General features: G+C 40.4%; 14 protein-coding genes and 2 pseudogenes. 10 read left to right on the top strand and 6 right to left on the bottom strand.

The window, feature by feature from the left end; genetic code table 11:
* Positions 1–316: 316 nt before the first annotated feature.
* Positions 317–1711, bottom strand: a complete 1395-nt coding sequence (gene fumC / locus C5470_RS14190; RefSeq protein WP_166290156.1) for a class II fumarate hydratase — start codon at positions 1709–1711, stop codon at positions 317–319.
* A gap of 179 nt (positions 1712–1890) precedes the next feature.
* Between fumC and manA the strand changes: the two genes are divergently transcribed.
* The 6 genes from manA to C5470_RS14160 all read left to right on the top strand — a co-directional run bounded on the left by manA (position 1891) and on the right by C5470_RS14160 (position 7466).
* The gene (gene manA, locus C5470_RS14185) at positions 1891–3066 is read left to right on the top strand and encodes a mannose-6-phosphate isomerase (protein ID WP_166290154.1); all 1176 of its coding nucleotides are present in this window, start codon (positions 1891–1893) and stop codon (positions 3064–3066) included.
* Positions 3067–3202: 136 nt separating this feature from the next.
* On the top strand, positions 3203–4753 hold the full coding sequence (locus C5470_RS14180) for a YdgA family protein (RefSeq protein WP_166290152.1): 1551 nt from the start codon (positions 3203–3205) through the stop codon (positions 4751–4753).
* Positions 4754–4830: 77 nt separating this feature from the next.
* Positions 4831–5832, top strand: a complete 1002-nt coding sequence (gene add / locus C5470_RS14175) for an adenosine deaminase (RefSeq protein WP_166290150.1) — start codon at positions 4831–4833, stop codon at positions 5830–5832.
* Between the two features lie 380 nt (positions 5833–6212).
* Positions 6213–6497, top strand: coding sequence for a colicin Z C-terminal domain-related protein (locus C5470_RS14170; protein ID WP_166290148.1), 285 nt, complete (start codon positions 6213–6215; stop codon positions 6495–6497).
* A gap of 79 nt (positions 6498–6576) precedes the next feature.
* Positions 6577–6978, top strand: a complete 402-nt coding sequence (locus C5470_RS14165) for a hypothetical protein (protein ID WP_166290146.1) — start codon at positions 6577–6579, stop codon at positions 6976–6978.
* A 218-nt stretch (positions 6979–7196) separates the two neighbouring features.
* A complete protein-coding gene (locus tag C5470_RS14160; RefSeq protein ID WP_166290144.1) occupies positions 7197–7466 on the top strand; it encodes a CCDC90 family protein in 270 nt (89 codons plus the stop codon).
* A 96-nt stretch (positions 7467–7562) separates the two neighbouring features.
* Here C5470_RS14160 and C5470_RS14155 read toward each other — a convergent pair.
* The 3 genes and pseudogenes from C5470_RS14155 to C5470_RS14145 all read right to left on the bottom strand — a co-directional run.
* Positions 7563–7972 (bottom strand): annotated as a pseudogene (locus tag C5470_RS14155) (PAS domain-containing protein); the annotation flags it as partial.
* Positions 7973–8442: 470 nt separating this feature from the next.
* Positions 8443–9555 carry a class II histone deacetylase gene (locus C5470_RS14150; RefSeq protein WP_166290142.1) on the bottom strand — a complete coding sequence of 371 codons (1113 nt, stop codon included), beginning with the start codon at positions 9553–9555 and terminating at the stop codon, positions 8443–8445.
* Between the two features lie 119 nt (positions 9556–9674).
* Positions 9675–9851: pseudogene (locus tag C5470_RS14145) on the bottom strand (recombinase family protein); the annotation flags it as partial.
* Positions 9852–10213: 362 nt separating this feature from the next.
* Between C5470_RS14145 and C5470_RS14140 the strand changes: the two are divergent.
* The 3 genes from C5470_RS14140 (at position 10214) to C5470_RS14130 (ending at position 11892) form a co-directional block, all read left to right on the top strand.
* On the top strand, positions 10214–10657 hold the full coding sequence (locus tag C5470_RS14140) for a hypothetical protein (protein ID WP_036847097.1): 444 nt from the start codon (positions 10214–10216) through the stop codon (positions 10655–10657).
* Between the two features lie 33 nt (positions 10658–10690).
* On the top strand, positions 10691–11230 hold the full coding sequence (locus tag C5470_RS14135; protein ID WP_166290138.1) for a hypothetical protein: 540 nt from the start codon (positions 10691–10693) through the stop codon (positions 11228–11230).
* 83 nt (positions 11231–11313) lie between these two features.
* The gene (locus C5470_RS14130) at positions 11314–11892 is read left to right on the top strand and encodes a C39 family peptidase (RefSeq protein WP_036847095.1); all 579 of its coding nucleotides are present in this window, start codon (positions 11314–11316) and stop codon (positions 11890–11892) included.
* A 200-nt stretch (positions 11893–12092) separates the two neighbouring features.
* On the opposite strand, the gene C5470_RS14125 is transcribed toward C5470_RS14130, so the two are convergent.
* The gene (locus C5470_RS14125; RefSeq protein WP_166290136.1) at positions 12093–13070 is read right to left on the bottom strand and encodes a bile acid:sodium symporter family protein; all 978 of its coding nucleotides are present in this window, start codon (positions 13068–13070) and stop codon (positions 12093–12095) included.
* A gap of 65 nt (positions 13071–13135) precedes the next feature.
* Positions 13136–14173: an oxidoreductase gene (locus tag C5470_RS14120; RefSeq protein WP_166290134.1), complete on the bottom strand. Its 1038-nt coding sequence runs from the start codon at positions 14171–14173 to the stop codon at positions 13136–13138.
* A 147-nt stretch (positions 14174–14320) separates the two neighbouring features.
* Between C5470_RS14120 and C5470_RS14115 the strand changes: the two genes are divergently transcribed.
* A complete protein-coding gene (locus tag C5470_RS14115; protein WP_166290132.1) occupies positions 14321–14761 on the top strand; it encodes a DUF2569 domain-containing protein in 441 nt (146 codons plus the stop codon).
* Positions 14762–14788: the final 27 nt, after the last annotated feature.

Genomic DNA, 14788 nt, shown 5'->3' with positions numbered 1-14788 from the left:
CTAAAGTCATTATTGTCGATAGTCAAAAAGCGCATATTTTGGGTGAAGGCAGTTCGCCCCACCCAATAATTAGCGATTCAAGAGCCTGTTTAATATGGATATTCAGGCTTTTAATGACATATTAAGTCAAAGCAAACTGGGAGCTAATGGTTTGATGATGCTACCGTTTTTAATGGTGAACATGGTTTAGTATTCCGCGCCAAAGCGGACTCAGCCTACTTTGTACCGTTCTGTATGTAATACCGTGATCCTATACCGGCTCATACGGAAATGAAAACCGGAACACAAGGCTCCGGTTCAAATAGTTAAACAGCCATTACTTCAAGCTGCCAACCATATCTTCAGGACGAACCCACTCATCAAACTCAGCCTCTGTCAGATAACCCAGTTTCATTGCAGATTGTTTCAAAGTCAGCCCTTCTTTATGCGCTTTCTTGGCAATTTCTGCGGCTTTGTCATAACCGATATGAGTATTCAGCGCCGTGACCAGCATCAGCGATTCATTCAGCAACTGCATAATACGATCGCGGTTAGGCTCAATACCTACAGCGCAATGCTCATTGAAGCTGCGCATACCATCAGCCAGCAGGCGAACAGATTGCAGGAAGTTATCAATAACCATCGGACGGAACACGTTCAGCTCAAAGTTGCCAGACGCACCACCAATATTGATAGCAACATCATTACCCATCACTTGGGCGCAAAGCATAGTGACCGCTTCACACTGAGTTGGGTTAACTTTGCCCGGCATGATTGAGCTGCCGGGCTCGTTTTCAGGAATTGAAATTTCACCGATGCCACAGCGAGGACCAGAAGCCAACCAGCGAACATCGTTGGCAATTTTCATCAGGGATGCAGCCAAACCTTTCAATGCACCGTGAGAATGAACCAGAGCATCACAGGTAGCCAGCGCTTCAAATTTATTTGGTGCGGTAACAAATGGATGGCGGGTAAATTCAGCCAACTTTTTAGCAACACGCACAGCATATTCAGGATGGGTATTCAGGCCGGTACCAACAGCCGTTCCGCCCAAGGCCAGTTCACAAACATGTGGAATACTGTCTTCGATGTGTTTCAGGTTATGCGCCAGCATCGCTGCCCAACCAGAAATTTCTTGACCAAGGGTCAATGGTGTCGCGTCTTGCAGGTGAGTACGACCAATTTTGACAATATCCTTATAAGCCTCAGCGTTATTAGCCAATGTTTTTTGTAATACTTTCAGCTCAGGGATAAGGTGTTCACGCAGCGCGATAACAGCGGCAACATGCATTGCTGTTGGGAAAACGTCGTTCGAACTCTGGCTCTTATTCACATCATCATTAGGATGGATAAGGCGCTCGCTGCCCCGCACCCCGCCAAGAATCTCGCTACCACGGTTCGCCAACACTTCGTTCATGTTCATGTTACTTTGTGTTCCGGAACCGGTCTGCCAGATAGCAAGAGGAAATTCTGTCGGATGTTTATCTTCCAGCACTTCTTTCGCAGCAGCGATAATTGCTTCACCACGTTCTTTCGGCAGAAGGCCCAAATCCATATTCACACTGGCCGCAGCCTGTTTGGTCAACGCAAGAGCATGGATCAATGCAACAGGCATTTTCTCCTGCGAAATGCGGAAATGCTCCAGTGAACGTTGAGTTTGCGCTCCCCATAATTGGTCAGCAAGTACTTCGATAGGCCCCATTGAGTCTTTTTCAATGCGAGTGGCTGCCATTATTACTATCTCCTTAACACACAGAATAATCGAATATGCATAACCAGCCTTTGCAGATAAACTGATTGGCATTCCACTATCATGCCACATATTAGTTCCTGATTATGCCGACCAAGTCGTGTTTATTGTATTGTGGCATGAAGGAAATAGATTGATTTTTTAAAAAGAGAGCAACGACCATGTTGAAGATGATAAATCAAATCCAACACTATTCATGGGGGAGTAAAACCGCCCTGACTCATATTTATGGTGTTGAAAATCCAGATGATCTGCCAATGGCTGAATTATGGATGGGTGCCCATCCTAAAAACAGTTCGATTGTGGTAGATCCCGAAACGGGAAAACCAGTTGCTTTAAATGAATTAATAGCCAGTGATCCGGAAAAATATCTGGGGAAAAAGGTTTCGGATAGATTTCACCGTTTACCGTTCTTATTTAAAGTGTTGTGCGCAGCTCAACCTCTCTCTATTCAGGTTCATCCTGATAAAATATCCGCCGAAGAAGGTTTTACCAAAGAGAATAGCGCCGGTATTCCACTGGACTCACCTGAAAGAAATTACAAAGATGATAACCATAAGCCCGAATTGGTTTATGCCCTAACGTCTTTTCGGGCCATGAATGGGTTCCGTCCATTAAACGAAATTGCACAATTATTGGAAGTGGTTACTGCCGCGCATCCCAAAATTCAGTTTTTCACTCAAAAACCAGACGAACAGAATCTTGCTTTTTTATTTTCCCAATTACTCCATATGAGAGGCAGGCAAAAACAGCTGGCGCTTGCTGTATTAAAATCAGCATTGAACAGCCGTATTGGCGAACCGTGGGATACCATCAAAAAAATGACGGAGTTTTATCCTGACGACAATGGCCTGTTTACCCCACTTTTACTCAATGTCATTAAACTTGAACCCCACCAGGCGATGTTTTTATGCGCCCGTACACCTCACGCTTATCTGGAAGGTGTTGCCCTTGAGGTTATGGCAAATTCAGATAATGTCCTGCGCGCGGGTTTGACCAATAAACATATGGATATTCCTGAGTTAATGGCAAACCTTGATTTTGTATCAAAACCAATAAACACATTATTAACCCTACCAAAACAGCAAAAAACAGTGCAAAACTTCCCGGTTCCTATCGATGATTTCGCATTTTCTATTTATTCTTTATCGGAACAGCCAATTATTCTTGAAAATGATTCAGCATCGATTGTTTTTTGTATTGAAGGTCAAACAGTTATACAATCTGGAAAACAACAATTAAACATTTTCCCAGGTGAGTCAGTATTTATCTCTGCGGCAGAAAAAACGGTGATTATTCACGGTGATGGTTTTACCGCCCGAGTTTTTAATCAATAATGCAGCTCTGGGTTTAAAGCTTAATTCATAGGCGGTTAAACGCGACGTAAATTCCAAGCGGTGTTAACGGCCATTTTTATACGAAGAAAGTGCATATTTACCTGCTAAATATGTACTAAGAGGATAGATTTACATTATGAAAAAATCGTTAGTGGCAGTAGGCGTTATTGTTGCCTTGGGTGCAGCCTGGACTGGGGCTTCATGGTATACAGGTAAACAAATCGAACAACGTATCGGCCAATCCGTTTCCCAAGCAAATGCTGAATTAGAAAAAGCATTCCCTAAAACGGGTCTGGTACTACAGAGTAAAGATTTCCATCGTGGAATGTTCAGTTCTGATGTGCAGCTTGTCCTGACGGTTAAAGATGGCGTTAAAAACGCAGAAATCAAGCCGGGTGAAGGGATTGCAATTAAGTCTGTGATTGATCACGGCCCTTTCCCGCTGGCACAAGTGAAGAAATTCACACTTATTCCTAGCCTGGCTTCCGTTCATTCCGAACTGGAAAATAACAAAGCGCTAAAACCACTATTCGAAGTGACTAAGGGAAAATCCCTGTTCACTGCTGACTCCCGTGTTAGTTATAGCGGTTCTGTTATTTCCGATATGGATATCATCCCCGTCGATTTTGAACAAAATGGTGCTAAATTCAATTTTTCTGGCGCCAAACTGACCTCAGATCTCAGCCGTGATCTGAAAGAGGTATCACTGGCAATAAAGAGTGACCAGCTGACCATCAATAAAAACAACGAAAATTTCGTTGTTAAAGGGATTGATTTAGACCTGTCCAACAAAAAAGGCAAATTTGATATCTATGTTGGTGATCAAAACATCAACATTCAGGAAATCAGCCTGAAAGGGATCGGCAATGAAGATATGGTTCTTTCCGGTGTTAAGATAAATTCAAACATCGGTGAAGACGAAACTAATCTGAAAGGGAAAGTCACTTATAGCTTAGATAGCCTCAAACTGAAAAATACCGATTTTGGTTCAGGGAAATTTGCTATTACCGCGGATCGTCTGGATGGTGAATCTGTCCGTAAGTTTACCCAAGCATACAATGATGCCACAGCTAAATCCCTCGCATCTGGCGATCTCTCTCCCGATGCGGCAAACGCGGCCATTATTGACGCCGTCTTTTCTAACTTTCCTATTCTGCTGAAAAACAACCCGCAATTTGGTATCGAACCACTGACCTGGAAAAATACCAAAGGTGAAAGCAGCATCAATTACAAAGTAAGCCTGAAAAACTTACCAAAAGATAAAAGCAATCTGTCTGCAATGAAAACCGAAGACGCTATCCGTACTTTAATTCAGGATATGTCTTTGAATGTCACCTTACCAAAACCCATGATGACTGAGTTCGCAACCCAGGCAAAGATGATGAATGGTATGGATAAAGCGAAAGCTGAGGGTGATGCGGCAAAACAGATAGAACAGTTTGAACAATTCGGCCAACTGTTTAAAATCACCACTGTTGATAAAGATGCCATCAGCATTAAGTTTAACTATGCAGACGGTAATGTCGAAATGAACGGTAAGAAAATGCCCTTACATCAGTTCATGTCTGAATACAATTTAGCCGATCCTTCTGATGATGAGGCAACGCCAGAGCAAATAATGCCAGAAAGCGACACACACAACAGTAAAAAGGTACAAGTAGAAGGTACTGTGAAGCCTGCGCAATAAAACGGCTATAAACGCTTTTGTTAAATTGCCAGTCAACCAATTTGACTGGCTTTTTTATATAAAAAAGGACCTGGAATATGATTGACATACAGCTCCCGCTGACAGATTTACACCGCCATCTTGATGGAAATATCCGGCCAGCGACCATTTTAGATCTCGCCCGCCAGCATAATATCCAACTTCCGGCTAATAACCTAGAATCACTGCTTCCCCACGTGCAAATTATTGGCCATGAACCCGATCTCGTCAGCTTTTTGCAAAAATTGGATTGGGGAGTGGCGGTGCTGGCTGATTTGGATGCCTGTCGTCGTGTTGCCATCGAGAATGTTGAAGATGCTGTCAATGCCGGGTTGGATTATGCCGAGTTACGTTTCTCCCCCTACTACATGGCAATGAAGCATCAATTGCCGGTTGAAGGCGTTGTTGAAGCCGTTATCGATGGTATCCATTCTGCCTGTCAAAATAACGATATTGATATTCGTCTTATCGGTATTCTGAGCAGAACGTTTGGTGAACAAGCCTGTACTCAGGAACTGGCTGGTCTGCTGGCTCACCACCAGCATATTACCGCATTGGATCTGGCGGGTGATGAATTAGGTTTCCCCGGCCATCTTTTCCAGTCTCATTTTACCAAAGCTCGTGATGTCGGCTGGCAAATAACCGTCCATGCCGGCGAAGCGGCTGGCGCTGAAAGTATTTGGCACGCTATTCGTGAATTAGGTGCAACTCGTATTGGTCATGGTGTAAAAGCGATTACCGATCCGGCACTAATGGATTATTTGGCTGAAAACCGTATCGGTATTGAATCCTGTTTAACATCCAACCTTCAGACCAGCACCGTTAATTCTTTATTGAACCATCCCCTGAAACAATTCCTGGAAAAAGGTATTCTTGCTTCCATTAATACAGATGATCCAGCCGTTGAAGATATCGAAATTCGCCATGAATATGAGGTTGCCGCCCCCGCCGCAGGTTTATCTGCCGCTCAAATCCGCCAAGCTCAAATTAATGGGCTGGAAATGGCTTTTATCAGTGATGCAGAAAAACAAGCATTACGAATGAAAGCAGCAAATCGTTAAATATAAACTTCTTTCTCAGGAATGGGAAACCCATTCCTGATTATAGTTTTCACTTGAAATATAATCGTTCTAATAGAGTCTATTCTGATTTTTTGGATAATTTCTTGCATTAATTACCATTCATCACTCACAGCTGAGAATTTTCATTCACAATTATTTTATTTAAAAACAATTCATAATAATGGATCGCTTCGCACAACACCTTATGTAGCAAGGCTTTTTAGTAGAATCATGAACTAATGCGACCTCTAAGCATTAAATTTGACTTGTACGTTTATCAATCAAAATGTCAGGCTGTATCACTATTATGAAAGCTTATTTAGAACTATTATTTTCCTATCAACATAACTGATTTTTTACGTTTGTTTAAGGAGATGAATATGCCAGCAGCACAAGCTTACGCTCCACCTGGTTTTTGGGGACCTTGGGTTGATTTACAAGGATGGGCGGGTACTACTTATAATATTAGATATACTTTTGTAACAGAATCACAGATGCCATCCCCTTTTTCTGTTGAGATACAATATGTAGATCAGTCGGGGCTAAAAACTACACACGCTACAGGCCCAGGTGATTGCATGATCCATGGAGGAGGAGCGGGAATAGACAAAATAAGATGTAAAAGCTTTTCTACAGGACAAAATGTTATTGTTACTTGGGATTAGTAAGAATATACTATTAATAGCCCTACTTAATTTTTAAGTGGGGCTATATATGGTTTTTAAATATGACAGGTTCGAAATTATGAAAAATCTATTTGTTATTATGATGTTCCTCTCCGCAATAGCCGGATGTTCCGATAAAAACAATCGAAATAGGCTAATTCAAACGAAAGAAGGGTTAAAATTTGAATTTTTATCCGGTGACAAATTTATCTTAACTCAAGCGTGTACAGATCAAATTGATTATTTAGGATCACATGATGGAATGAATGATGAGTTATCAGTCGTAGTGAAAAAAGATAAACCATGTTTTCCTCAATTTAATGCTCTAATCAATAAAAACATTGGAACCCAAATGACAGTATCATTCAACGGTATTCCTATGTTCACAACAACTATTCAAACCTCTTTATCTCCTTCATTTAGAATGGGGGCAAATGATAAAAAGCAAGCCATTAGTATTGTGAACACATTAAAAAATTAGATAGGTTGCCCTAAGTAGTTTTCAAAATAGCCCTGTCATATCAACACAGATTTGTCTAGGTTTAACTCAGCAATACTCTCTAATCACACCCTGCCAGCGTTCTCTTCACCGGGTGATGGTGAATCTCATTTACTATCGTGTTGCATTTGTGTCCTTACGGTCTTATTCTTACTTTAGAGGTAATCAATCGACTGTCTTATGTTTTAGAGGATGAAATAATGACTTCACTTGCAATGAATACACTTACAGCAGTTAAAGCACTCAAAGCATCGGGTTTTAACGACGAGCAGTCTGAAAAAATCGTTGAAGTTATTGCAGAACGGCAAAACACAAGCGCCGCCACCAAAGCAGATCTGACAGCTGCTAGCGAAAGCATTAAAACCGATATTAACACTATAAAAACAGATTTAGATTGGATGAAAAAACTGATATTAGCCGTTGGTATTGCTGTTGTCATCGCGGCATTGAAATATATCTTTATCGGTTAAAGATGGCAAGAGTATGCGAATAGTGTAGTAATAGAAAAATTTCAGCACAACGACTATTTTAGTGCTCATTATGTAGAATCAGTCGGGGCTAAAAACTACATTTCTAGCTCTGCCTACTACGCCAATCGATTCTCCATTTTTTATCAAAGGCGTGACATTCGCCATAAATGGTTGAATAATTTTTTCCCTACCACCATACATAAATGTAATCAAAATAGGAATGACTTTTTTTCCTCCATCACTCTACGGTCATTAGATTGAATGATATTAGCAACCTCAGACCAATAAACCGGACACTCACTATCCAGTTTACCTTCAACATTAAACCCTTTGGGTAGTCCGCTATGATGAAGTCCATAATCATTCATATAGATAAATCTCGACTCCTTATCTTTTATATACCAAAATTCATTACAGTTCTCCATGTATGATATAAAGGCATCAAAACTTTTTGAATGAACATCCAGATCTTTATTTACCGAGAAACTCATATTTTTATCTTTCATAATTTCACCCATCATAATTAAACCGTAAAACTGGAATAACTTCCATGCAAGGCTATCACTTTTACGACACAATAAGTAATTATGTTTATGGCACAGATCCTGTAAACATCATCAATATTCATATATTTTACATGGTGTAAAATTTTTCTTATTAATTATATTTTTAATAAAATATTACAATCGGGTAGTTATTTATTCTCTTACCTTTGGAAATGTACCGATATGAAGAACCGATTTCTTCTTCATTTGTTGAATCCACGATCAATGAAGTCTGAGCATTGGTATCCGGGGATAAAATTAAGTAAAGAAATGGGTAACTATTTTACAAAAGCTGTTGCTGCATAAGTGCCCCACGCTTTTTTATGCTCTCCACACCAAAAATAATCAAGTTTTTTAAGTTAATTCAAGCTGATATGTCACCCTTATAGGTTTGCTCCCAAGATATATGGAGCAAACCTACGCAACAAAGCTTAAAGACCGAATTTTTCTTTAAGTTTATCAAGCTGCTGTTGTTGAAATAGCTCAAACTCAGCTCTTGGCTGCTGCAAGCGTATAAAATCTAACATTGGATCTTTGACTTCAGTACGAATGCCACTCATCTGTTCAAGTACAGCCAATCCACAGAATGGTACATAAGACTCCGCATATCCACCTTCATGAACAACGACTAGTTTCCCGTCGCATAAACTATCTGCTGTCTGTTGCACTAGCTGGGTCATCTCCCGAAAACTTTCACTATGGAGCTGCATCCTTGCCAAAGGATCCACCGCATTCGCATCATAGCCACAGGCAACAATAATCAGTTCCGGTTTAAAACGTTCAAGCGCAGGAAGTACTATCTGTGTCATTGCATAGATATAGCTATTATGTCCAGCTCCAGCAAGTAATGGGATATTCAGGTTATAACCTGTCCCTTCACCTTCCCCGATATCATCTTCACCGCTGTATCCTGGAGGGAAACAACCATCCTGATGTATCGAGATGGTCAAAACATCAGAACGATCCCAATAAATATGCTGAGTACCATTGCCGTGATGAACATCCCAATCAATGACCGCAACTCGTTTTAAATCAAAACGTGCTTTTGCCTGTTCAATTGCCAATGGGATATTTGCTAGAAAACAAAATCCCATGGACTTATCAGGCAAACAGTGATGACCTGGTGGTCGAGAAAGGCTGTAAGCATTATCAAGCTCACTGTTAAGCACTGCTTCCACCGCAGCACAAGCAAGACTGGCTGAAAGCTTAGCAATTTCATAGCTTCCCGGTCCCAGAGAGGCTTCTATACCAAGCATTCCTCCACCATTATCACTGACTTGCTTAAACCGCTTCAGATACTCTTCCGAATGAATTTTACATAATGTTTGCTCATCAATAGGCGATGCCGAAGAAAGATGCAAAAAGTGGCTCAAGCCTGATACATCCATCAAATTTTTTAACCGCCTTTTTGTTTCCGGCGATTCAGCATGTGCAGTTCCAGAAGCAGGCTGAACCCAACCACCGACAGGCAGAGTTGTTATATGCATGCCAGTACTATGCCAAAAACAATGTTCATCAAAGAAAAATCCCGTTTTTCGTCTCATCACCCCTTCCTTACTGTATTAAATTAATTTATATATTATTAACACAATCAACACGCAAAAACAGATTAATAACGGGTTATGCCGAAGATCCCCCAAAATTGACGATGCTAAAAAAGGCTATCACCTTCTTCGATTTTCATGCACAGTAAATTCAGTCCGTCACGGTTTGCATGACTTCCAGATTCTTTATCAGTAAATATTCGGTTCGCTCTGACTCCCGCTTCCTTCATAGCTTTTATCTGGACGCCAAGTGATTGTTGGCTGGTCGATACCCGAACACAACCAAAAAGCCACATTAAATCGATTGCCGGACAGCTTGTGCCTATTATGTCAAAAATTCGATTTAATTTTCAAAGAGAACCGATTTTTCGTCAGTGACAGAACAAGAAATAAGATTCGTCATAAATACACTGAATAACCGTCCACGTAAGACATTGGGATAAGAAATACTTAATGAGTCATTTTAAAATAAAAAAATTTATTTTATAGTACAGATAAAGTCATTTTCATTGATTATTCGAACAATCATATATATCATACAATCATCTTTAACTGTGAAATATATCACATAACCTCAAGCAATACATTATATATTTAAAAAAATAGCTATACTTACTACAACATTTCTCCTCATTAACACTGGGTTTAGGAGATTTATATGGGACAAACTAACTCAATTGACGACTGTACTGTTCAAATCCTCATTTATATAGACGAAAATATTGCTCGTGTTGATCAACAATTAAATACAAAAGGTATTTACCTTATCGATAATCAGCTGGGTACAAAAAATGCCCATCCTGCACTTCCTATAACTCCTGGTTATGTAACGACCGTAGCAAGGAACGATAAAATTTATTGGCGAATATTCTTGGTAGACCCAAATTCAAAAGGATCTGTAGAAATTACGTCAATAGGTAATTGTAAAGCATGGGGATTTAACGGACAACCAGAAAAAGCTTATGATAGTTTAACTGCATACAGTGGGAGGGCCGAGGAACCAGGGAATCATACCTATAATATATCAATTAACCTTATCACCAATGATGGAAATGGGATGACTCTAGACTTTAATCACTCATTGCATGTTCTTAATTCATGATAAGTGCAACTATAAATGAACGAGAAAAAGACAATGAATAATAAAAACACACAAGAAGATATAGAAAAGAATATAAAACCGGAGTTAATCCAGCTCGAAAATCAGAATGCGAATAAACCACAAACTATCATACGAATTTTTGTAGATACTGCCAGTGTATCCGCTTATGCAAGGAATGGTATTATAAATAAAGGAGTGTATATCATAGATAACAGGGCAAACATTGGTAGCACCTCACAGGGTACTATGACAGCAAATACTTTTGTACGTCTACGAGACTATATTGGTTTTTATATCATGCCAATAGATCCAACATTAAACGATACTGTTTCTATTGAAGGGTTTCAAATAATAACAGGTAATGTATTTGGCACTGACGGGTATCCAGAATTTATTAGCAATACAAAAGAATATCCAGAAGGGTCATTCTGGATTGGTCGAGCGGAGAGTGCTCCCACCCCAAATATAGCAACAACATATAAGATAAAATGCAAGTTAAAAACCGGCGGTCTAAAAGCTCGTACCATTTATTTCGAATGGGACCAGAACACAAGCATCACTGTAGCTGGGTAAAAGAATTAGAATAACACTGTATTTATCTGTTAATTATTAAGAAGAGTAAAAATCATCACCAATAATAAAGGAGTAGATATAACATGACCACAAATCATCTTGCTTTTCCCCAGAGTTATCCAAGAACCTATGAAATTCCTGGGTTCCGGGAATCCTTTCAAAAACAGCAGAAAAGCAACTGGTGTTGGATAGCAACTACAGCCGCTGTAACTAACTATTACACGACCACTATGGGACTAAAGGATAAAATCTATTGGAAGCAGTGCGAGCTGTACGATCAATGTGTTAGCAACAGCTATAATAATAGTTCTTGCTATTCTCTTGAGGATAACTCAATCCATAATCGTACAGGGAATCCAGCAGTAGCAATGAGCCATACCTTTATATTTAGGGAAAAATTCCGATATATTGCAACTGGTCCTGTATTAGATGCGGTGGATAGAAACACTCCGCCAATTGTTGGCTTTAATTTTTACCCAACAGATTCTACGAGAGTAATTGGTAAGCATGTAGTAACAATCTTTGGATATCAAGAGGATGGCAAATGGCTTATAGCCGACCCTAATCTAGATGAGGTTCAGTTCTTCACTCCTGAGCAATTACAAAAAATGGGGATTTTTCTTGCAGAAGTTTTCTACTCAATGCCTCCACCCTTTCAATAAGGGAAAAAACCATCTAAATCAGCAGCTGATACAAAGCTGCTGATCTGCAACAGATGAAACAACTGTTCGTTTCAGCCCATTGAGGGCGGCGGTTGAGTGCCATATAAATTTTTAGTGACAATAAAAGATGGCGGGAGTATGCGAAGGGCCAATATTACATTATTGTAAATATATTAATTGCAATTAATATATTTACATATCTACTTCTGCCTTAACCTACGAGCATAACGTTGCGCTAATACCGCACACACCATCAACTGAATCTGATGAAAAATCATCAATGGCAGCAACATCACACCAACCGTAGCAGCCGGGAACAAAACATTTGCCATTGGCACACCATTAGCCAAGCTCTTTTTCGAACCACAAAAGACAATGGTAATTTCGTCTTCTTTATTAAAACCTAACCAACGGGCAGTATAAGTATTAATAACCAACACAACCGCCAGCACAATACAACAAACAACCCCAATCATTAGGAGTGAATAACCATCAATCTTATGCCAGATGCCTTCTACCACAGCTTCACTAAAAGCCACATAAACCACCAGAAGAATTGATGACCGGTCTGTTATATTAACCAGTTTTTTATGTCTCTCCACCCAACGTGCAATCAATGGCCGTGACAAATGCCCGATAATAAAGGGAACCATCAATTGAAGCACAATGGATTTTATTGCTTCTAGCGTATTAGGGCTGCCTTCACCTTGTGTGTGGATCATCAACCCAACTAATATTGGCGATAAGAACACGCCCAATATACTGGATGCCGAAGCGCTGCAAATAGCAGCGGCAACATTACCACCCGCAACAGAAGTAAAAGCAATGGCTGATTGAACCGTGGCTGGTAATGCACAAAGGTAAAGAAATCCCCAATAAACTGCCGATGTCATGATCTCAGGGACCAGCAGATTCAATCCCAATCCTATAATCGGGAATAAGACAAAGGTACTGAGAAAGACCACTAAATGAAGCCGCCAATGCCCCATGCCGGCAATAATGGCTTGGCGGGATAATTTAGCGCCATGCATAAAGAACAGCAAAGTAATAGCCGCCGTCGTTAGCCGTTGAAACCAGACTTTTATTTCCCCCTCACAAGGCAAGAATGTCGCAATAACAACTACCGTCACTAATATCATCAAAAAAGGATCTATTCTTAACTTTTGCCACCAAGTCATCAGTTATTTTCCTTGCTTTGCAAATAGTTAGCCCGGCAAGCCGGACTAATCAATAAAAGTCACAATTAAACTGCCACCGTTCGTTGTTGTTTTGCAGACTCGATACCGGCTTCAATTAATTTCATGATTTGAATGGCTTCACTTGCCGTTACCGGATTAGGTTTGCCTATCGTAATCGCATCACGGATAGCAGCATAATAAGCAGAATAATTACCGGGTAACGTCGGGATATATTCAGTCACCAATTCATCTTCACGTGACAACGTCATAATTCCATCACGGATATCATATCCCCAATCGGCATGTGGCGGCCTTTCCCCAACTTTCAATCGTTCTTCCTGAGGATCAAGCCCATATTTCACATAGCTGCCTTCCATTCCATGCAGCGTATAAACCGCAGACTCAGCTGCCGCCAGTGTTGTTGCGTGAAGAACCACTTTGATACCCGGGTAATTCAACAATACATGAAAATAATCCACCGCTTCGGCCTGTGGACGGATCATCCCTAAATCAGCGGTAATGGATTGCGGTTTACCAAACAGTTGAACTGCCTGATCAAGTAAATGGGGACCTAAATCATACCAAATGCCGCTTCCCTCTCCTGCCGCCTCACGCCATCTTTGACGAATAACCGGACGATAGCGATCAAAATGGGATTCGAAATATCTCAATCTGCCCAATCGATTTTCTTTAATCACAGATTTTATCGTCAGAAAACCAGAATCCCAACGGCGGTTATGGAATACGGAAAGTAATAATCCCGCCTGTTCTGCTTGTTGCTTTAAAGATTCGGCCTGTTCAACCGTGATGGTAAAAGGTTTATCCACTACAACATGTTTACCGGCTGCCAGCGCCTTCTGCGCCAAAGGATAATGGGTGTCATTAGGAGTAGGAATAACGATCAAATCAATTTCAGGATCATTGAAAAGATCCTCAGGCTGGGATACGACCGCAATATTTGGCCAGTCTGATCTCACTTTTTCAGCGTTACTACTGGAAATGGCAACCAATCTAGCACCGGCCGTCCCAGCAATTAATGGTGCATGGAAAGTTTTGCTGGCATAACCATAACCCACCAACCCAACCTTTAACAGATCACTCATAATAGGCCCTCAAATTTATTATTAATACTCAGTAAAAAATATCATCGGTGATTACCGTTTCGCAAATTATCTCTGAACTAATCTATTCACTAACCAGACAGAATCGCCTACTATTTCTTTTTCACATAGCTTGAGTGAGAATAGCTTATGTATAAAACTAATGATTACCACAGAATTAATGGCTGGGTTCTGGCGCCGGCCGCTTATCTGATCATGACCTTTCTCAGTGCCAGTGTCATGCTCGCTTTATATATTATGACTTTTTTCAGTCAAAACCTTTCGTTAAGTAGCGGGAATAATCACTTTACTTTAATGTGGTTTCTTTCTGTTGCCATTACGGCAATAATGTGGTGTTTCACCCTGTGGGTATTGAAACTGCTTTTCAACCGGTCAAAAAGATTCCCTCGAATTTTTATTATCTGGCTTATTGTTACCGTATTAATCGCATTGAAAACGTTCACCTTCTCCCCCATTCCTGATCAAATTGCTTTACGGGCATTGGCATGGCCACTATTAGCCGCCGCTATTTTTGTTCCCTACATTAAGCGTTCTCACCGGGTCAAAATGACTTTCACACAAGATCGATAACCGCAATTTTCTTCGGTTGTTATCATA

Origin of the sequence: Photorhabdus stackebrandtii, from assembly GCF_011189495.1 — a bacterium.
In the GTDB taxonomy this organism is placed as follows: domain Bacteria; phylum Pseudomonadota; class Gammaproteobacteria; order Enterobacterales; family Enterobacteriaceae; genus Photorhabdus; species Photorhabdus khanii.
This window is presented reverse-complemented; position numbering and strand designations above follow the sequence as displayed.

Coding starts and splice junctions, on each gene's coding strand:
- fumC (WP_166290156.1), bottom strand. CDS start 1,711: ATGGCAGCCACTCGCATTGAAAAAGACTCAATGGGGCCTATCGAAGTA.
- manA (WP_166290154.1), top strand. CDS start 1,891: ATGTTGAAGATGATAAATCAAATCCAACACTATTCATGGGGGAGTAAA.
- C5470_RS14180 (WP_166290152.1), top strand. CDS start 3,203: ATGAAAAAATCGTTAGTGGCAGTAGGCGTTATTGTTGCCTTGGGTGCA.
- add (WP_166290150.1), top strand. CDS start 4,831: ATGATTGACATACAGCTCCCGCTGACAGATTTACACCGCCATCTTGAT.
- C5470_RS14170 (WP_166290148.1), top strand. CDS start 6,213: ATGCCAGCAGCACAAGCTTACGCTCCACCTGGTTTTTGGGGACCTTGG.
- C5470_RS14165 (WP_166290146.1), top strand. CDS start 6,577: ATGAAAAATCTATTTGTTATTATGATGTTCCTCTCCGCAATAGCCGGA.
- C5470_RS14160 (WP_166290144.1), top strand. CDS start 7,197: ATGACTTCACTTGCAATGAATACACTTACAGCAGTTAAAGCACTCAAA.
- C5470_RS14150 (WP_166290142.1), bottom strand. CDS start 9,555: ATGAGACGAAAAACGGGATTTTTCTTTGATGAACATTGTTTTTGGCAT.
- C5470_RS14140 (WP_036847097.1), top strand. CDS start 10,214: ATGGGACAAACTAACTCAATTGACGACTGTACTGTTCAAATCCTCATT.
- C5470_RS14135 (WP_166290138.1), top strand. CDS start 10,691: ATGAATAATAAAAACACACAAGAAGATATAGAAAAGAATATAAAACCG.
- C5470_RS14130 (WP_036847095.1), top strand. CDS start 11,314: ATGACCACAAATCATCTTGCTTTTCCCCAGAGTTATCCAAGAACCTAT.
- C5470_RS14125 (WP_166290136.1), bottom strand. CDS start 13,070: ATGACTTGGTGGCAAAAGTTAAGAATAGATCCTTTTTTGATGATATTA.
- C5470_RS14120 (WP_166290134.1), bottom strand. CDS start 14,173: ATGAGTGATCTGTTAAAGGTTGGGTTGGTGGGTTATGGTTATGCCAGC.
- C5470_RS14115 (WP_166290132.1), top strand. CDS start 14,321: ATGTATAAAACTAATGATTACCACAGAATTAATGGCTGGGTTCTGGCG.